An 18,320-nucleotide genomic window follows, 5' to 3' on the forward strand; every position below is an offset into this window, starting at 1 on the left:
GCGCCTGTCGCCGGGGGCCGGGGGCGTGGCGAAAGCGCTCAGCCGCCCTCGCGTCGTTCGCGGATCTCGCGTTCGCGCAGGGGGGTCTTGTCGATGGACCGGCCAATCTCGCGCACGCTCCACGGGGAAGGTTTGCGCAGCTTGACCACCCCGTCCTTGTCGACAAACACCATCTGGAACCCGCGCGGGCGCAGCTGCGACCGGATCGGGGACCGCGCCGAAGGATCGGTATCGGTCAGCACGACCACATCGCGATCCCGCATGGCCGCCTCGCCTTGGGTCAGCATGTCGATCTGTTGCTGGAACCGGGGGTCTGCGGGGGTGTCGGCAAAGACCACAATGGGCCGGTTGACCCACAAAAACTCGTCCAGCGTGCTGTCACCTGCGGGGCGCACAAAAGCGTCGTCCGCAGGGGCAGACCCGTCCGCGGCCAGCGCGGCCAGAGGGAATAGTGCCGAGAAAACAAGGGCAAGCGTGCGTGTCATGTGGCCTCCTGTTCTATTGAATATAGCCACTGATCAAACGAATGCGACCGGCGAATTGCACGCATCGCTCAAAATTTCGCGCTTGGGCCAATTGGCTGGGCGTTTTTGAACATCTGCGGAAGGTATGACCCCGCGATCCGAACCGACGAGAGGAAGTTGAAATGACCGATATGAAGGACTGGCAAGCGCTGGCTGAGAAAGAGCTGCGCGGGAAACCATTGGACGATCTGACCAAGGAAACGCTGGAAGGCATCGACGTCAAACCACTCTATACGCAGGCCGATACCGCTGATCTGCCGCATATGGGGTCTTTGCCGGGGTTTGGTCCGTTCACACGCGGGGTCAAGGCCACGATGTATGCAGGCCGTCCGTGGACGATCCGGCAGTATGCGGGCTTTTCCACGGCTGAGGAATCCAACGCTTTCTACCGCCGCAATCTGGCCGCCGGGCAGCAGGGGGTTTCGGTGGCCTTCGATCTGGCGACGCACCGCGGCTATGACAGCGACCATCCGCGCGTTGTGGGCGATGTGGGCAAGGCTGGTGTGGCCATCGACAGCGTCGAGGACATGAAGATCCTGTTCGACGGCATCCCGCTGGACAAGGTCTCGGTCTCGATGACGATGAACGGCGCGGTGATCCCGATTCTGGCGAATTTCATCGTGGCGGGTGAGGAGCAGGGCCATGATAAATCTGTCCTGTCCGGCACCATTCAGAACGATATTCTGAAAGAGTTCATGGTGCGCAACACCTATATCTATCCGCCCGAGCCGTCGATGAAGATCATCTCGGACATCATCGACTATACCTCTAACGAGATGCCCAAGTTCAACTCGATCTCGATCTCGGGCTATCACATGCAAGAGGCCGGGGCGAACCTTGTGCAGGAACTGGCCTATACGCTGGCCGATGGGCGCGAGTATGTGCGGGCGGCGACGCAGGCCGGGATGGATGTAGACAAGTTCGCGGGGCGGCTGTCCTTCTTCTTTGCCATCGGCATGAACTTCTTTATGGAAATTGCCAAATTGCGGGCAGCGCGGACGTTGTGGCATCGGGTGATGACGGATTTCGGGGCGAAATCCGAGCGCTCCAAGATGCTGCGGACCCATTGCCAGACCTCGGGCGTCAGCCTGCAGGAACAGGACCCCTATAACAACGTGATCCGCACCGCCTATGAAGCCATGAGCGCGGTACTGGGCGGCACGCAAAGCCTGCACACCAATGCTCTGGACGAGGCGATTGCCCTGCCCACCGATTTCTCGGCCCGGATCGCGCGGAACACGCAGTTGGTTTTGCAAGAGGAAACCGGCGTGACCGATGTGGTCGATCCGCTGGCCGGGTCTTACTACATCGAAAGCCTGACCAACGAACTGGTCGAAAAAGCCTGGGCCCTGATGGAAGAGGTCGAGGAGATGGGCGGCATGACCAAGGCCGTGGCCAGCGGCATGCCCAAGCTGCGCATTGAAGAAAGCGCAGCGCGGCGTCAGGCGATGATCGACAAGGGCGACGAGGTGATTGTCGGCGTCAACAAATACCGCAAGGAGCAGGAAGACCCGATCGATATTCTGGATGTCGACAATGTCGCCGTGCGCGAGGCGCAGGTTGCCCGGTTGGAGCGCATTCGCGCGACCCGCGATGACGCGGCCTGCCAACAGGCTCTGGACAACCTCACCACCACCGCCCGCGAGGGCGGCAACCTTCTGGCCGCCGCGGTCGAGGCCGCCCGCGCCCGCGCATCCGTAGGAGAGATCAGCATGGCAATGGAGAAAGAATTCGGCCGCCACCGCGCCGAGGTGAAAACTCTGGCCGGCGTCTATGGCGCGGCTTACGAAGGCGACGAAGGGTTCGCGGCGATCCAGAAATCCATCGAGGATTTCGCCGAGGCCGAAGGCCGCCGCCCGCGTCTTCTGGTGGTCAAGATGGGGCAGGACGGCCATGATCGGGGGGCCAAGGTGATCGCCACGGCCTTTGCTGATATCGGGTTTGACGTGGACGTTGGCCCGCTGTTCCAGACGCCTGCCGAGGCCGCTCAGGACGCGGTGGATAATGATGTGCATGTGGTCGGAATTTCTTCGCAGGCGGCGGGCCACAAGACACTGGCTCCGCAACTGGTTGAAGAGCTGAAAAAGGCCGGGGCCGAGGATATCATCGTCATCTGCGGCGGAGTCATCCCGCAGCAGGATTATCAGTTCCTCTATGATCACGGGGTCAAAGCGATCTTTGGGCCGGGGACGAATATCCCCGAGGCGGCGCAGGATATTCTGCGTCTGATCGGCGAAGCGCAAGCGTAACGCGGGGCAGGGGGCTGTCTGCCCCCTCTTTGCCTTGCGACAAATTCACCCCCGAAAGTATTTTCAAACAGAAGAAAGGCGCGGCTGTGGCTTGCGCCCCTTTGTTTGATGGATAGGGTTGTTGGGGTGGAGGGTGTTATGGAACTGGATCATATTGCGGTGGCTGGGGCCACTCTGGCAGAGGCGGCGGCGTATGTGGAAGAGGCGCTGGGGGTTCCGTTGCAGGAGGGCGGAAAGCACGAGAAGTTCGGCACGCATAACCGGCTGCTTGGTCTGAAGGGTGGGCTGTATCTTGAGGCTATCGCCATTGATCCTGACGCGCCTAACCCTGAGCGGACCCGATGGTTTGATCTGGACCGGTTTGAAGGAGCGCCCCGCCTGACCAACTGGATCTGTCGGGTCAGTGATATTGAAGCCTCGCTGTCGGTGTTTCCCGATGGCACCGGGCAGCCTATTGATCTGAGCCGTGGTGCGTTGCGGTGGCGGATGGCTGTGCCGCCCAGTGGGCGTCTGCTGTTTGACAACCTGTTTCCTGCGCTCATTCAGTGGCAGGGCGATCTGCATCCGGCTCAGATGTTGCAGGACAGTCTGTGCCGGTTGCGTCGGTTGGTGGTGTATCATCCCGAGGCTCTGGCATTGGCGCGGCAATTGGGTGAACTGGACCATGTGGTGTTTGATACCGGCCCCACTGCTTTGCGGGCGGAATTCGAGACACCGCACGGCTTACGCGTGTTGGAATGAGCGTTCGTCAGGCCCGCGTCGGGGATGCTGAGGCGATTGCTCAGATCACCAACGCAATCATCCGCGATACGCTGGTGACATTCACAACGCAGGAACGCAGTGCCGAGAGCATCGCGGAGGATATCCGGGTGCGTGGCCCCGGTTATCTTGTCGCCGAATTGGACGGGCAGGTGGTGGGCTTTGCCAGTTATGGCCCGTTCCGCGCCGGTCCGGGCTATGCCCATTGCCGCGAGCATACGATCCAACTGGCACCCGAGGCACGGGGTCGTGGACTGGGGCGGGCTTTGATGGTGGCGTTGGAAGCTTCGGCCCGTGCGGAGGAAGTGCATGTTTTGGTGGCCGGGATTTCTTCGGCCAATCCCGGAGCCATAGGGTTTCACGCTGCAATTGGTTTTGCCGAAGTGGGTCGGATGCCCGAGGTCGGATTCAAATGGGGTCAGCGCCTGGATCTTGTGTTGATGCAGAAAATTATTGCGTCCGGGTGATCTGTCGCACCTGACAGTCCTGGATTGGAACGCTAGGGTACGCCCATGTCGATCTGGACCCGCATATCAGATGCGCTCAGCGCGCTTGCCCAGGGCGAGAGCCTTGCCGCTGTTTTCGAAAAACTGCGCTCACCGCCCGAACGGTCGGTGGCGTTTACCATCGCGGTGATCGCGCTTGGGGCTAAAATGGCCAAAGCCGACGGGCAGGTGACGCGGGATGAGGTCACGGCCTTTCGCGACGTGTTCCAGATCGCCCGTGAGGATGAAGAAGGCGCGGCGCGGGTCTTCAACATGGCCCGAACCGATGTTGCGGGCTATCAGGATTATGCCCGCAAGATCGCGCGGATGTTCAACGAGGACAGCACCACTCTGTGTGATCTCATGGAAGGTCTGTTCCATATTGCGATGGCCGACGGGTTCTATCACCCCAACGAGAATGAGTTTCTCGAGGAGGTCAGCCAGATTTTCGGCCAGACGGACGCTCAGTTTCAGGCGTTGCGGGCGCGGTTTGTGCCGGATGCGCCGAAAGACCCCTACACTGTTCTGGGTGTGCCGCATGACATGCCGCTGCCCGACATCCGCAAGGTCTGGCGGCAACTGGTTCGTGACACCCATCCCGACGCCATGATGGCGCGGGGTGTGCCCGAGGAGGCCATCCGACTGGCCGAGAAGAAGATGATCGACATCAACCGCGCCTGGGACGAGATCAACGGCGCACAGGCCTGATCGGATGCGGTTGGCGACCTACAATATCGAATGGTTCGCCAATCTGTTTGACCGGGATGACAAGCTGATCGTGGATGATAGCTGGTCCGGTCGGCACGACGTGACAAAGGCGCAGCAGGTCGAGGCGATTGCCAAGGTGCTGACCGCGATTGACGCGGATGCGGTTCTGATCGTCGAAGCTCCGAACACCGGAAAGCGCCAGAATACTGTCCGGGCGTTGCAGGAATTTGCCGAGGCGTTTGGTCTGCGTACCTCGAACGCGATCATGGGCTTTCCCAATAACACGCATCAGGAACTGGCGCTGCTTTACGATCCAGACGTATTGAACGCGCGTCACGATCCGCAGCAGAATCAGAATGCGCCCCGGTTTGACGGGGACTTCCGGATTGATCTGGACGTGGATGCGACCGAGGATGTGGTGCGGTTCTCAAAGCCCCCAATGGAACTGGCGGTGGAGACACGGGCGGGTTTCGCGTTCCGCTTGATCGGCGCGCATCTGAAATCCAAAGCGCCGCATGGGGCTGAAAGCCGGGATGAAGCCATCCGCATCTCGATCGCCAACCGGCGCAAGCAACTGGCGCAGGCGATCTGGTTGTCCCGGCGGGTTGCAGCGCATGTGGCGGCGGATGAGCCGGTGATCCTGTTGGGCGATCTGAACGACGGGCCCGGTCTGGATGAGTTCGAACATCTGTTCGGTCGTTCCTCGGTCGAAATTTTGCTGCAGGCCGGGCTGTTTGACCCCCACGCGGTCACGGCGCATGGTCCGCGTCCGGGCTCTGTGCCATCGACCGCGCGGTTTGCCCGACCGAAAGAGGGCAAATTTCTTGAGGCGCTTCTGGATTACATCATGGTCACGCAGAACCTGCGCGCGCGCCGCCCCGCGTGGCGCATCTGGCATCCGTTTCGCGATACCGGTTGTTGGTCGCAGCCGGAATTGCGGGAGGCGTTGCTGACGGCTTCGGACCACTTCCCCGTGACGCTGGATATTGACCTGTGACCTTTCAAGCCATCCCAAGCTGGCCTATATTTTAACCATGAGACATGTCCTGATGATCGGTGCCGTTTCCGCTGCCCTTGCCACGTCCACCCTTGCGCAGGAAGACAGCGGCAAATCCCTGATGGAGCAGGGGGCCGAACTGTTCTTTGAGGGCCTGCGGGAAGAGATGTCGCCCACCTTGGACGAATTGCTGGGGCTGGCCCAGAAATTCGGCCCGGCGATGCAGTCATTCTTTGAGGAAATGGGGCCCGCACTGGCCGACCTTGCCGGAGAGATCGAAGACTGGAGCGTCTACGAGGCACCCGAGATACTGCCGAACGGGGATATCATCATTCGCAAAAAACCTCCCGAAGAGCCCTCGGAGGAACCCGATCAGGCCGAAGAGGCCCCCGATGACGGTCTGACCGATATCTGACCCGGCTCTCAGCCCTTGATGATCACGCGGGTTTCGGATTTCAGCGCGGTGGACAGTGAATTCAGCCTCGCCTGGGCAACCTCGCTGAACAACGGGCCAGCGGCTTTGGGCAGGAACAGTTCAAGCTGCCGTTTCTTCGGGTAGAACCGCATGCGCGCCATATTGGCGTTGTTGTGCATCCAAAGCATCGCGCCGAACCGCATCGCCTTGCCCAGAATCTCGGCTTGTTTCTGCGCGGGTTCGTCCAGCAGGTCGTACAATTCGGTGAACCGGTTCCCCTCGCGTTTGTTGCGATAGCGGTGTTGCAGGGCCAGCCCGATGAAGATCCGTTCCGAGTGTTTCAATCCGCCCAGATTGGCACGGGTTACGTTGTCAAAGCACACCTCGGCCCGGTAGTCGGGGTGCGCGCGCCAGCTGACGTCATGCAACAGACAGGCCGCCTTGATCAGCCGGACCCGCGCCGGTGGGGCGGATTTGAACAGCGGCATCACGAACTCGTACAGATGGCGGCCAAAGCCGGGCAGGCGGGCATCTTTGGCTTCGGAGAACCGGCTGGCCTCGATCAACGGGTCGCGGTCGCGCTGTTCCTGCGACATCTGTTCATACAGCAGCCCTTCGCGGATACCGTAGCTTGAGATTGCGATGTCCTTGGGTTTAAACGTCCGGATCAAACGGGCCAGCACATCCATCGCGTAGGGGATCAGCGCCATGCGAGACCCCGAAACACCAGCCTTGCTGCGCAGTTTTTCGGGATCGTTGGCTTCGATGAATTTGATGGTCTGATGCACCTGTTTGGTGGTCATGCGGTACTCATGCAGCACGTTCAGCGGATACCCCCGGCGCAGCATATCCAGTCGCGCAAAGGCACGCCAACTGCCGCCGACAAGAAACAGGCGGTCCCGCTGCTTTCCCATCTCGCCACGCAGCTCTTCCATCGTGGATTTGATATGCGCCTTTCGGGCTCGCCGCCCGCCCTTGATGTCGCGCAGCTTGAGCGGACCAAGGGGCGAGGTCATGCGGCGGCCCACCTGACCGTCCCCGATCTCGGCCAGTTCCATCGACGATCCGCCGATATCGCAGATCAGGCCATAGGCACCGGGCCAGCCCAGCAGAACGCCTTGGGCAGAAAGGCGAGCCTCTTCCTGACCATCGATCGTTTCAACATCCAGACCGGTCTCGTCTTTCACCTGTTTGCAGAAATCGGGGCCGTCTTTCGCCTCGCGCACGGCGGCGGTCGCCACCACATGCAAACCGGGCAGGTCCAGATCGCGGGCGAGTTGCTGGAACCGCAGCAGCGCGGCCAGAGCACGTTCGCGCCCCAGCGGGTTCAGACGCCCCGTTTCGGACAGGCCCGCGCCCAGTTCGCACATGACTTTTTCGTTGTAGAAATAAGCGGGTGAGCGGGCAGCACCATCAAAGATCACCATCCGGACCGAGTTCGATCCAACATCGACAACCCCAACCCGCGAAAGCGCCCTTGCCCCCGGATCATCGAATAGAGGTTTTCCGAAAGGTCCCCAATCGGGAATGTCGGTTTCGACGGTCTGTTCCATGTCTTTCCCAGATGATCCGGCCTCAGGATGCGAAATCGCCGGTTGTGGGTCAATCATTCGTATCGTCCTTGTCGGGATCGGCATTCAGCACCCGAACCGCCAGCGCCCGGGTGATGTCGCGCTTTTCCGACAGGGCCAGGTGATCCAGTTGCGCGACCACATTGGCGGCGGTTTCAAAGCGGCGATCCATATGTTTGACCAGATAGGCGATCACCTCGGGGCCGGGGTTAAGCTGCCGGTCCAGAAAGAGTTTCGCCAGCACCGCGCCCAGCAGCGCATCGTCGGGCGGATCAAGTGCAACATGGTGCGCGCCTTCGACCCGGCTTTGCAGATCGGCCAGCGGCAACTGCCAGAATTTCGGAACCAGACGCCCGGTCATCAGAAGGGAATGCCCCTCGGCCAGAACAAGGTTGTGCAGGTGGAACAGAGTTTTCTGCTGCTCCATGTCATCCGCGATCATCGGCACGTCCTCGACCGCGATTGGCATGTGGCACAGGTCGGGCACATCCTCGTGGCGCAGGTCCGCGGCTTTGATGATCCGCCCGCCGGTTTCAGCCGCCCAGACATGGGCCAGATGGGTTTTGCCCGCGCCCGCCGGGCCGGTCAGAACCAGCTTGTTGCCGGGCCATGAGGTTGCCGAAATCATCGCCACTGCCAGCGCGTTGGCGGGGGAGACAAAGAAATCCTCTCGCCCCAGCGCGGTCTTGGCTGGCAGATCGAAGCTGAGTTGCAGGGCCATTTACGTGTCGTCCTGATCCTGACCTTCAAGCCCGGTATAAAGGCGGCTGTCCAGATAGACCGAGGTCGCAAACCGCGCCAGAACCCCAAGCGCCGCCGCGACCGGCACCGCGACAAGCATCCCGACAAAACCAAACAGCGCGCCGAAGACCGACAGTGCCAGCAGCAGCCAGACCGGGTGCAGGCCGACGGAACTGCCGACCAGTTTGGGGGTCAGGAAATTACCCTCGGTCACCTGACCAACGGCGAAGATACCGGCCACCAGTCCCACATGGGCCCAATCGCCCCAGAACTGGAACAGCGCCAGCCCGATGGCCAGCGTACCACCGATCAACGCGCCCAGATAGGGGATGAAGGTCACCAGCCCGGCGATGAAGCCGACGATCAGGCCGAATTGCAGCCCCACCAGCATCAACGCAACGGCGTAGTAGGTTCCGAGGATCAAACAGACCGTCCCCATGCCACGCACGAATGAGGCCAGAACCGCGTCAATCTCACTGCCCAGCCGTTTGATGGTCGGGGCGTGGTCGCGCGGCAGCAGTTCTCCGAGCCGGGCAATCATGCGATCCCAGTCCAGCAGCAGGTAGACCGCGACGACCGGCACGATGACCAGCAGGACCACCACATTGATGGCCGAACCAAGCGAGGTGACGACCGATTGCAGCACATCGCCGGTCTTGGATTTCAGCGTATTGCCCAAGGACACCAGAAACTGATGCGAACTGGACTCGCGGTCCAGAATGGACGGGAACTGTTTCTCGATAAAGGCGCGCAGCTCTTTGAACAGGCTGGGCATCACGTCGATCAGGTCAATCAACTGCGTCACCAGCGCGGGCACGACCGCCAGAATCGCAACCACAAAGCCCAGCACGCCGACCACGGTGATAATGCCGGTCGCCGCCATGCGGGACAGGCCCAGCTTTTCCAGCCGATCCGCGACCGGGTCCAGAAAATAGGCAATGGCTCCACCGATCACAAAGGGCAGCAGAACATCGCCAAGTGCCCACAGGATCAGAACAAAGATCACCGCAGCGATGCCCCAGTATCTGAGCTGATCCTTTACAGGCAAAGCCATGTCCGTCCCCTTGTTCAGGCGCTTCCAGATGTTCTTGGCCCAAGGGGCGAACCGATGCAAGCGGTTCATGGGGCCGTGTAGGGGCGATCCGTGGGGTGAGGGTTATAAGGACTGGCCTAAATCCGATCCAACAGGCCGGAACCTGTAAAAACGCCAATGCGCGATTGCCCCCGGCGGGGGTTTGGCATAATCACCTGAATGTTGAAGTTTCACCTAAAAGGTTACGAAATGCGCCTCAGCCGTTACTTTCTGCCCGTTCTCAAGGAAAACCCGTCCGAGGCTCAGATCGTCAGCCACCGGCTGATGCTGCGTGCCGGGATGATCAAGCAGGCATCCGCAGGGATTTATTCCTGGCTGCCGCTGGGCTTCAAAGTGCTGCGCAAGCTGGAAAACATCGTGCACGAGGAACAGGCGCGGGCAGGCCATATCGCGATCCAGATGCCGATCCTGCAATCGGCGGATCTGTGGCGCGAATCCGGGCGCTATGACGGGTACGGTCAAGAAATGCTGCGGATGAAGGACCGGCATGACCGGGATATGCTTTTCACGCCGACCGCCGAAGAACTGGTGACCGACATCTTCCGCGGCCACGTCAACAGCTACAAGGACCTGCCGCTGACGCTCTATCAGATTCAGTGGAAGTTCCGCGACGAAATCCGTCCGCGTTTCGGCGTGATGCGGGGGCGCGAGTTCTACATGAAGGACGGCTACAATTTCGACCTGACCAAGGAAGACGCGCTGCACGCATACAACCGCCATCTGGTCAGCTACCTGCGCACCTACGAACGCATGGGCCTGCAGGCAATCCCGATGCGCGCCGATTCAGGCCCCATCGGCGGCGACTACACGCATGAATTCCTTGTTCTGGCCGACACCGGTGAATCCGAGGTTTTCTATGACAGCGCCGTCACCGATCTGACCTTCGGCGACCGTGTGATTGACTATGACAGCCGCGCGCAATGTCAGGCGATCATGGATGAGTTTACCTCGAAATATGCCCGCACCGATGAGACGCATGACGAAGCCCTGTTCAACCAGATTCCGGAAGAGCGCCGCCGCGTGGCGCGCGGGATCGAGGTTGGGCAGATTTTCTATTTCGGGACCAACTACTCCGAGGCGATGGGCGCAACCGTGCAAGGCCCCGACGGCAAGCCGGTTCCGGTCCATATGGGCAGCCACGGCATCGGTGTCAGCCGCCTGATCGGCGCGATCATCGAGGCCAGCCATGACGACAAGGGCATCATCTGGCCCGAAGGCGTGACACCGTTCCACTGCGGCATCGTCAACCTGAAACAGGGCGATGAAGAGGCGGATGCGGCCTGCGAAAACCTCTACAAAGCGCTGACCGCGCTGGGGCTTGAGCCTTTGTACGATGACCGTAACGAACGGGCAGGGGGCAAGTTCGCGACGATGGACCTGATCGGTCTGCCCTGGCGCATCACTGTCGGGCCGCGCGGGTTGAAAAACGGCGTCGTCGAACTGACCAGCCGCCGCACCGGCGAAAGCGAGGAACTGAGCCCCGAGGCCGCCGTCACCAGAATCGCCGAGATTTATGAGCACATCGCCTGATCCAGTCGACGCGCCGCTGATCTCGGTCGTCACCGCGACCTACAACCTGCTGTCGCAAGGGCGACAGGACAGTTTTTGCCGCGTCATCGAGTGCATGGCGCGGCAGAATTGTGCGCAGGCGGAACATGTGATTCAGGATGGTGCCTCGTCGGATGGAACCGTCGGGTTCATTCAGGACCTGACCGCCGCCGCGCCGCGCACCCGGGTCATCACCGAACCCGATGCCGGGCTGTATGACGCGATGAACAAGGGCGCGCAGGTCGCGCGGGGCGAATACCTGCTATTTCTAAACTCCGACGACTCTCTGGCGTCGGATGGCATTCTGAACATCGCGGCAGACAGGCTGAAGGCGACCGGGCCTGATTTCCTGTACGGCTCGACCGTGCAACGGTTCGAGGACGGTACCGAAAAGCCCTTTCACCGGATGTCGCTGAAAGCGATCCTGCAACGCATGCCGTTCTGCCATAACTCGGTGTTCATCAAGCGGGATGTGTTCATGGCTCTGGGCGGGCATGACACGCAGTACCGCATTGCGGCGGATTACGACCTGATGCTGCGGATGATCGGGGCTGGGTATCGGGGCGAGCGGATGGAGGACGCGGTTTCCCTGTTCTGGGACAGGGGGGCGACCAGCGACGATACCACAACCGGTCAGGATTATGCGCGGGTCTGGGTGAATTACTACGCGGGGTTCAAAACTGCGCGCGGCCTGACCGAGCAGGATTTCCTAAAGTTCTACCAGCGCGGCCACATGCCCGCAAAACTGATGAATGAACTGTTGCGCCGATCCGATACGCTTGACGCCATCCGGGTGGCTGCTCGTCACAGCCTGTCAAAATCCCTGCGTCGGTCGGTTCAGTTCTGGCGCAGGTTTTAGCTGTGGCCGTTTGTCGGCCGAGAGATCAGCACCTCGCCATCCGCGCCGTTGCCGCGCGCCACGACGATGGGGCGTCCCATGCGTCTGACCAGATCCCGAAGTTCGAAGCCCAGAAAGCGTATCCCGCAGACCCGCGCGCCGGTGGCGCGATCGGTGATGCACAGCCGTCCTTCGCGGAAGGCGAGGCGGTATCCTTTGTCCTTGAGGACATCCGCCAAGTTCGCCCAACTTGCCGCGGTGGCAAATATCGGGCGGATGGCTGCGCGCAGCAGGGCTGCGCTTTCACAATCCAGTTCAGATGCTGCCTTGTGGGCCAAAATCGGGCCCGAACCTTTTGTACTCGTATGCACTAACATGAGCGACCCCCGCTCGTTAAATGTGTTCCCCCGCAAATAGGGTGACAAAGTTTCGCTAAATAAGCAAAAGACGAAATAAAATTGCTTATAAATATGTTGCAGTTTGAATTCAGTCGCTCACGCGACGGCTACATTGACTTCATAGCTGAAACAATACGGCCCTGTCTGTGAACGGCATCACAACCAGCGGTATAATCGCCGCCCTTAAATCTCTTTTTACCAGAACTGCCGTCAGCGACTGAAAACTGATTCGCAGCTTTTTTTTGCTCTGATTGCGGCGTCCATAGCGCGCCCGAAGCCGCTCGGGCCCACTACCGGCTTGACCATCCGGTGAAATGCCGAAAGGGTCCCCGCACGCAACAACCGCCGGAGCAGGCATGGCCAAGACCCCCCCGCCTTTTGCCCCTTTCGAATGGAAGATCGCATGGCGCTACCTGCGCGCGCGCCGCGCCGAGGGCGGGGTCAGCGTGATGACGTGGATTTCGCTGATCGGGATCACGCTGGCTGTCTTTGCCCTGATCGCGACGCTTGCGGTCCGGTCCGGGTTCCGGTCCGAATTCGTAGGCACCATTCTGGGGGCGAACGCCCATGTCACGGTCTATTCCTCGGGCGAGATCGACGCGCAGGGGCGGGTGGACCGCACCATGCCCGACTACGAACAGCAGGCCGAGCGCATCGCGCAAGTTCCGGGGGTTCAGCGCACCGCGCCGCTGGTCAAGGGGCAGGTGCTGATCACCAACCGTGACCGCAGCAGCGGGGTCGAGGTGTTTGGTATCCGCCCCGACGATCTGCGTGATCTGCCCGGCGTGGCCCAGAGCGAGCAGGCGGTCGGCGATCTGTCGCAGTTCCAGACCGGCGAGGATGTGATCGCCATCGGATCAGGCGTGGCGCGCAGTATCGGGGCGACGGTGGGGGATACGGTCAAGCTGACCTCGCCCAACGGGGTCAAAACCGCCTTTGGCACCTCACCGCGCGTGAATGCCTATCGCGTGGTCTATGTGTTCTCGGCGGGCCGCTATGACATCGACCGGACGCGCGTCTATATGCCGTTCTCTCAGGCACAGGGGTTTTTTAACCGCGAAGGCGTCGCCGATGAGATCGAGGTGATGGTCGAACGGCCAGAGAACCTGACCCCGATCCTGATCCCGATCATCGAGGCCGCAGGCGAACGCAGCCAGATTTGGACCTGGCAGGACGCCTCGGGCGGGTTCCTGCGTGCGTTAGAGGTCGAGGACAATGTGATGTTCATCATCCTGTCAATCCTCGTTCTGATTGCGGCGATGAACATCGTCTCGGGCCTGATCATGCTGGTGAAAAACAAGGGCCGCGATATCGGCATTCTGCGCACCATTGGTCTTAGCGAAGGCTCGGTCCTGCGGGTCTTTTTCATCTGTGGCGCGTTCACCGGCATTATCGGCACGGCGATGGGGGTCATCCTTGGGTGCCTGTTTGCGATCTATATCGATCCGATCTTTTCCTTCGTGAACTACGTGATGGGCGGCGGCGTTTGGGACCCGTCAATTCGCGGCATCTATGCCTTGCCGGCCGAGTTGCATCTGAGCGATGTGCTCAAGGCGATCGGGCTGTCGCTGGGTCTGTCCTTCCTTGTCACCTATTTCCCCGCCCGCCGCGCGGCGCGGCTGAACCCGGTCGAGGCGCTGCGCTATGAATGAAGTGACATTGCGGCTGAGCGGCCTGACCAAGACCTATCTCAAAGGCACGCCCGGCGAAGTTCAAGTCCTGCGCGGCGTCGATCTGGACCTGCGCGCCGGTGAGGCGGTTGCGCTGGTGGCCCCCTCTGGTGCGGGCAAATCCACCCTTCTGCACATCGCCGGGCTGCTGGACACGCCGGATGAGGGCGCGGTCGAGATCGTGGGCCAAAGCGCGACGGGCAAGGGTGACCGGACCCGCACGGCGCTGCGGCGTCAGGATGTGGGCTTTGTCTACCAGTTCCACCACCTGCTGCCGGAATTCACCGCGTTGGAGAATATCACGCTGCCGCAACTGGCCAACGGTGTGTCCGAAAAGGCGGCGCACGAAAGGGCGATGGCTTTGCTTGATCGCGTTGGCGTTGCGCCACGCGCCGGACACCGGCCAGCGGCCTTGTCCGGCGGTGAACAGCAGCGCGTTGCTTTTTGCCGCGCGTTGGCAAATGCGCCGCGGGTTCTACTGGCGGATGAACCCACTGGCAATCTGGACCCCGAGACCTCGGATCAGGTGTTCGACGCGCTGATGTCGCTGGTCCGGGACGAAGGCCTGTCGGCTCTGATCGCCACCCACAACATGGATCTGGCGGCGCGGATGGACCGGATGGTGCGGCTTGAAGGCGGCATGCTTAGGCCAATTGAGTGATCGCCACGCCAACCGCCATCACCGTGATCCCGCCCGCGCGCATCCATGTCAGCGGCGTGACCTGAGCACCGAACAACCCGAAGTGATCAATCGCCGCCGTGCTGATCAACTGGCCCAGCAGGACAAAGAACACCGCGTTTCCAACCCCGAAATGCGGGGCGACATGGGTGATCGACAGAACGTAGAAGGCGATCAGAACACCCGCCAGCAACAGGTGCTTGGGGGCCTGCGCCACTTTGGACAACGCTTCGATTCCCGGAAAAAGCAGCATCACGATCGCGGATGAGCCAAAGGCGATGGCAAACAGAACCACAGCCGCTGCGGTGGGTGAGCCGATCAGCTTCCCCAACGCGGCGTTCAATGCGGCAAGGATCGGAACGCCGATTCCGGCGGCCAGCATAATGGCTGCGTATTGTGTCATGGCCCGAACCCTCTCGCGTTGCCTTCGTTGATCTGGATCATTGCGCCAAGCCGGTCGTCGGGCAAGCCTGCAAATGTCAATCTTGACAGGAGGATGCGATGATCAGAGCGGTACTTTGGGCAGGTCTAATCGGTTGCGGGACAATGGCAGCAGCACAGGAGGCGGACACGGGGGCCGAGCTGTATCAGCACTATTGCGCAACCTGTCACGGGATCGAGGCGACAGGCCATGGTCCGATGGCGGGCGTTCTGGTGATCCAGCCGACCGATCTGACCAAGCTGGCCGGTGAAGATGGCGTGTTCCCCACCGCCCGCGTTGTCGCCCGGATTGACGGGCGCGATCCGCTGGTCAGTCACGGCAGCCCGATGCCGGTCTATGGGCCGTACTTCGACGGGCAGGACACCGCGATCAAAACACCCGAGGGCCAGCCGATCCTGACCAGCCAGCCCATCGTCGATCTGGTCGCCTATCTGAAAACCATTCAGGTGAATTGAAGCCTTAGCTGCAGATGCCCTGAATTTCGGCATCGCTCCAAGGAATGACCACATCGCGCTCGCGGCCCTTTTCGGGCAGCGGCGACAGGTCGAAATGCGCGCCCAGCATCTCGTGCAGCCTTTGCGTCCGCTTGGCCTGCGGGTCCAGCGCGCGGCAGCACACATATTCCTCGACAATCGCACCCTGCTGCTCGAACCCGTAGGACAGGAAATCGGGCGAGGTATCCAGATCGAACAGATAGGGGTCCTTGCGCCCGCCATGTTCAAATGCCGCGCGCAACGGGTGATAGCCGGTGGTCTTGCGGTTCTGCCACTGCCAGACATGGGTCAGTTCATGGGCCAGCAGCATCGCGGCGACCAGATTCATCTCGTCCGGAAAATCGGACATGTAGTCTTCTACATACCACCCGTCAGAGAAATAGACCTTGTTGAACAGCGCGACGGCTGCGGGTTTGCCGGTGAATTCACCCTCTTCCATCGGTGGCAGGATGCGTTCGCGGCAAGCCAGTCTTGGCCGCGCCTCGCGGAAATAGGTGATCTCGGCCACTGGCGCGCCATCGACCAGCCGGACGCGATCCAGGTTCAGCGTGTCGCCCTGCACGGTGGTGGCAAACGCGCGTTCCTGCTCTGTCAGCGGGCGACCGCAGGACGACAAAAGCAACAGGGCCATAAACAGCACGCGCAAAACCATGGGATCAACCCTAGTGCGAGGCAGTCAATCCGCAAGCCGATTTCATAAACTCATCGCGATGACGCGGCTTATTTCCGTGAGGCCCCGCCCGGACTGATCCATCCATGTATTGAACGCCTCCTGCACGGCGGCCATCGCTTTTTTCGAGGTCGCAGGCTTATCGATCACGCCCTCGGCAATCAGACGGGCGGTGACATCCTGCGACAGGATGAAACTGTCGCGCCCGGCAAACCGCATCGCATATTGGGCCGAGGCCCCGCCCAGCCGCGATCCACGCTTGGCGAGCATGTCCAGCAGGCCGATGTAATCGGTTGAGGGCCAGCCGCCCAGCACCTGACCGACCCCGCCTTCATCGCGCAGTTCCAGTAGGAAGGCTGCATTGTCGCGGACGGTGGCGATCTTGGTTCCATTGCGCACGATGCGGGTGTCCTGCAGGAGCGAGTCGAACTTTTCGTCATCCATGAAGGCGCAACGCCCGACGTCGAAGCCGTCAAAGGCGGTTTCGAACCCGTCCCATTTGTTTTCGATGACCTTCCAGTTGAAACCCGCCTGAAAGATGCATTTGGTGAGTATCGACAGCCAGCGATCCTCGGGCATCGCCGCAAGTTCCGCTGCGCTTTTGGGTTTGCTCAGCTTTTCGGCCAACGCCTCCGGTCCGCCGTGGCGGTTTGCGGCCATTTCGAAAATCTCGTCAAATGAATGCATGATCGTCACCCTCCGTCATAAATGTTTTCCTTTTGTTCCCCATTAGCAAGCATTATTTTGGCTGCGTGCAGGTGAAAGCCACCGGTGCGCTGGGCGAATGTCAGAATTTGTCAAAGAAAACCTCGACAAATGGGCGTAAACAGGTTTGATTGACTCGTCAGTCAATATTTCTTGCCGAACGGTTGGGGATTGCGACGGGCCGGGGGGACAGTATCGCGCGGGGCGTCAGTAATTGGGTCCGGCGGGATTTTGCGGGCGTAAGAAAACTGATCGCTTTCCTTTTCCGGCAAAAATTGTGCATGTTGCGACATGGTAATGTCGCAAGGCAGATCTGCCGATGGGCTGTGCTTGCCGGGATGTGCAAAAGAAAGAAGAAGACAGGGAGAAAAGCCATGAAAAAGTTAAGCGTAAGCCTTCTGGCCATCGCCGTCGCCGGGTCGGCCCATGCCGCCGACATGGGCGCGGTGGACGAGCCGATCAAACTGGCGATCAACGAATGGACCGGTCAGCACGTCACCACCCATGTGGCGGGAGAGATGCTGAAGGCCGCAGGATACAACGTCGAATACGTCACCGCCGGGATGATGAACCAATTCCAGGCGCTGGCCGATGGCGACATCGACGCAACGCTGGAAATCTGGTCGTCCAACGTGTCCGACGAATATGCCAAGAAGATCGACGAAGGCACCGTGGTCGAGATCGGCGATCTGGGCCTCGACGCCAAGGAAGGCATCGCCTACCCGGCGCATGTCGCCGACCTGTGCCCGGGCCTGCCCGCATGGGAGGCGCTGAAAGACTGCGCGCAGGTCTTCGCCACAGCAGAAACCCTGCCCGGAGGCCGTCTGGTCGACTACCCGGCCGATTGGGGCACCCCCGGCGCGGATCGCATGACCGGTTTGGAATTGCCGTTCAAAGCGGTGCCTGCGGGCTCCGAGGGCGCTTTGATCGCCGAACTCCGCGCCTCGACCGAGCGCAAGTCGCCGCTGTTGATCACCTTCTGGCAGCCGCATTGGGCGATGTCGGCCTATGACGTGCAGTTCGTCGACCTGCCTGCGGGTGAAGAGGCCTGTTTCAACGATCCGGCATGGGGCCCGAACCCCAACGCGGTCAACGATTGCGACTTCTCGCCCTCGCGCATCTTCAAGGCCGGTTGGAGCGGTATGGCCAACAAATGGCCTGCCGCCTATGAAATCCTGTCGAACTACCAACTGGCGGTCGAAGACCAGCAGCCGATGATGGGCGCAATCGACGTCGACGGCGGCTCGGTCGAAGAGGTCGTCGCTGCTTGGATGGCCGAGAACGAGGGCAAATGGCGCCCCGTCGTTGACGCGGCAACCCAGTGAGCTGACATC

General features: G+C 60.9%; 20 protein-coding genes. 12 read left to right on the forward strand and 8 right to left on the reverse strand.

What is annotated here, in order from left to right:
* Positions 1-38 precede the first annotated feature (38 nt).
* Complete coding sequence (locus ACR0JN_RS01120; RefSeq protein ID WP_480883581.1) at positions 39-485, reverse strand: DUF4174 domain-containing protein; 447 nt, start codon at positions 483-485, stop codon at positions 39-41.
* A 161-nt stretch (positions 486-646) separates the two neighbouring features.
* Between ACR0JN_RS01120 and scpA the strand changes: the two genes are divergently transcribed.
* From scpA to ACR0JN_RS01150, 6 genes are all read left to right on the forward strand, one after another.
* On the forward strand, positions 647-2,773 hold the full coding sequence (gene scpA / locus ACR0JN_RS01125; protein ID WP_480883583.1) for a methylmalonyl-CoA mutase: 2,127 nt from the start codon (positions 647-649) through the stop codon (positions 2,771-2,773).
* Between the two features lie 138 nt (positions 2,774-2,911).
* Positions 2,912-3,514: a VOC family protein gene (locus ACR0JN_RS01130; protein ID WP_480883585.1), complete on the forward strand. Its 603-nt coding sequence runs from the start codon at positions 2,912-2,914 to the stop codon at positions 3,512-3,514.
* Positions 3,511-3,999, forward strand: coding sequence for an N-acetyltransferase family protein (locus tag ACR0JN_RS01135; protein ID WP_480883586.1), 489 nt, complete (start codon positions 3,511-3,513; stop codon positions 3,997-3,999). The genes ACR0JN_RS01130 and ACR0JN_RS01135 overlap by 4 nt, the downstream gene beginning before the upstream one ends.
* A 45-nt stretch (positions 4,000-4,044) precedes the next feature.
* Entirely contained in the window at positions 4,045-4,725 is a 681-nt protein-coding gene (locus ACR0JN_RS01140) for a TerB family tellurite resistance protein (RefSeq protein WP_480883587.1), read from the forward strand.
* 4 nt (positions 4,726-4,729) lie between these two features.
* Positions 4,730-5,722, forward strand: coding sequence for an endonuclease/exonuclease/phosphatase family protein (locus tag ACR0JN_RS01145; RefSeq protein ID WP_480883588.1), 993 nt, complete (start codon positions 4,730-4,732; stop codon positions 5,720-5,722).
* A gap of 52 nt (positions 5,723-5,774) precedes the next feature.
* Complete coding sequence (locus ACR0JN_RS01150) at positions 5,775-6,137, forward strand: hypothetical protein (RefSeq protein WP_480883590.1); 363 nt, start codon at positions 5,775-5,777, stop codon at positions 6,135-6,137.
* Between the two features lie 8 nt (positions 6,138-6,145).
* Here the strand turns inward: ACR0JN_RS01150 and ACR0JN_RS01155 are convergent, their stop codons facing one another.
* From ACR0JN_RS01155 to ACR0JN_RS01165, 3 genes are read right to left on the reverse strand one after another with little or no spacing between them, the layout of a single operon-like run.
* The gene (locus tag ACR0JN_RS01155; protein ID WP_480884344.1) at positions 6,146-7,690 is read right to left on the reverse strand and encodes a Ppx/GppA family phosphatase; all 1,545 of its coding nucleotides are present in this window, start codon (positions 7,688-7,690) and stop codon (positions 6,146-6,148) included.
* Between the two features lie 49 nt (positions 7,691-7,739).
* Positions 7,740-8,429 (reverse strand): P-loop NTPase family protein, encoded by a 690-nt coding sequence (locus ACR0JN_RS01160; protein WP_480883592.1) that lies wholly within the window; start codon positions 8,427-8,429, stop codon positions 7,740-7,742.
* Positions 8,430-9,503, reverse strand: a complete 1,074-nt coding sequence (locus ACR0JN_RS01165; RefSeq protein WP_480816614.1) for an AI-2E family transporter — start codon at positions 9,501-9,503, stop codon at positions 8,430-8,432. It lies immediately after the preceding gene.
* A 228-nt stretch (positions 9,504-9,731) separates the two neighbouring features.
* Here ACR0JN_RS01165 and proS point away from each other — a divergent pair, with 228 nt between their 5' ends.
* Together proS and ACR0JN_RS01175 are read left to right on the forward strand one after the other, a co-directional pair.
* Positions 9,732-11,072 carry a proline--tRNA ligase gene (gene proS, locus ACR0JN_RS01170; protein WP_480816613.1) on the forward strand — a complete coding sequence of 447 codons (1,341 nt, stop codon included), beginning with the start codon at positions 9,732-9,734 and terminating at the stop codon, positions 11,070-11,072.
* The gene (locus ACR0JN_RS01175) at positions 11,056-11,949 is read left to right on the forward strand and encodes a glycosyltransferase family 2 protein (protein ID WP_480883594.1); all 894 of its coding nucleotides are present in this window, start codon (positions 11,056-11,058) and stop codon (positions 11,947-11,949) included. Before proS ends, ACR0JN_RS01175 begins: the two co-directional genes overlap by 17 nt.
* Here the strand turns inward: ACR0JN_RS01175 and ACR0JN_RS01180 are convergent.
* Positions 11,946-12,305 (reverse strand): hypothetical protein, encoded by a 360-nt coding sequence (locus ACR0JN_RS01180; RefSeq protein WP_480883596.1) that lies wholly within the window; start codon positions 12,303-12,305, stop codon positions 11,946-11,948. The genes ACR0JN_RS01175 and ACR0JN_RS01180 overlap by 4 nt on opposite strands.
* 377 nt (positions 12,306-12,682) lie before the next feature.
* Here ACR0JN_RS01180 and ACR0JN_RS01185 point away from each other — a divergent pair, with 377 nt between their 5' ends.
* Together ACR0JN_RS01185 and ACR0JN_RS01190 are read left to right on the forward strand one after the other, a co-directional pair.
* Positions 12,683-13,978, forward strand: a complete 1,296-nt coding sequence (locus ACR0JN_RS01185; protein ID WP_480883598.1) for a lipoprotein-releasing ABC transporter permease subunit — start codon at positions 12,683-12,685, stop codon at positions 13,976-13,978.
* Complete coding sequence (locus ACR0JN_RS01190; RefSeq protein ID WP_480883600.1) at positions 13,971-14,657, forward strand: ABC transporter ATP-binding protein; 687 nt, start codon at positions 13,971-13,973, stop codon at positions 14,655-14,657. The genes ACR0JN_RS01185 and ACR0JN_RS01190 overlap by 8 nt, the downstream gene beginning before the upstream one ends.
* On the opposite strand, the gene ACR0JN_RS01195 is transcribed toward ACR0JN_RS01190, so the two are convergent.
* Positions 14,641-15,078 (reverse strand): DMT family transporter, encoded by a 438-nt coding sequence (locus ACR0JN_RS01195; protein ID WP_480816608.1) that lies wholly within the window; start codon positions 15,076-15,078, stop codon positions 14,641-14,643. The two genes, ACR0JN_RS01190 and ACR0JN_RS01195, sit on opposite strands and share 17 nt — an antisense overlap.
* A gap of 143 nt (positions 15,079-15,221) precedes the next feature.
* Between ACR0JN_RS01195 and ACR0JN_RS01200 the strand changes: the two genes are divergently transcribed.
* Complete coding sequence (locus ACR0JN_RS01200; protein WP_480883602.1) at positions 15,222-15,572, forward strand: c-type cytochrome; 351 nt, start codon at positions 15,222-15,224, stop codon at positions 15,570-15,572.
* 4 nt (positions 15,573-15,576) lie between these two features.
* Here ACR0JN_RS01200 and ACR0JN_RS01205 read toward each other — a convergent pair whose 3' ends face one another.
* Together ACR0JN_RS01205 and ACR0JN_RS01210 are read right to left on the reverse strand one after the other, a co-directional pair.
* The gene (locus ACR0JN_RS01205; RefSeq protein ID WP_480883604.1) at positions 15,577-16,263 is read right to left on the reverse strand and encodes a hypothetical protein; all 687 of its coding nucleotides are present in this window, start codon (positions 16,261-16,263) and stop codon (positions 15,577-15,579) included.
* Positions 16,264-16,305: 42 nt separating this feature from the next.
* Positions 16,306-16,968 carry a DNA-3-methyladenine glycosylase I gene (locus tag ACR0JN_RS01210; protein ID WP_480883606.1) on the reverse strand — a complete coding sequence of 221 codons (663 nt, stop codon included), beginning with the start codon at positions 16,966-16,968 and terminating at the stop codon, positions 16,306-16,308.
* Positions 16,969-17,360: 392 nt separating this feature from the next.
* On the opposite strand from ACR0JN_RS01210, the gene ACR0JN_RS01215 reads away from it, so the two are divergent.
* The gene (locus ACR0JN_RS01215) at positions 17,361-18,311 is read left to right on the forward strand and encodes an ABC transporter substrate-binding protein (protein WP_480883608.1); all 951 of its coding nucleotides are present in this window, start codon (positions 17,361-17,363) and stop codon (positions 18,309-18,311) included.
* The last annotated feature ends 9 nt before the right edge of the window (positions 18,312-18,320 follow it).

Source organism: Ruegeria sp. G12 (assembly GCF_056533565.1).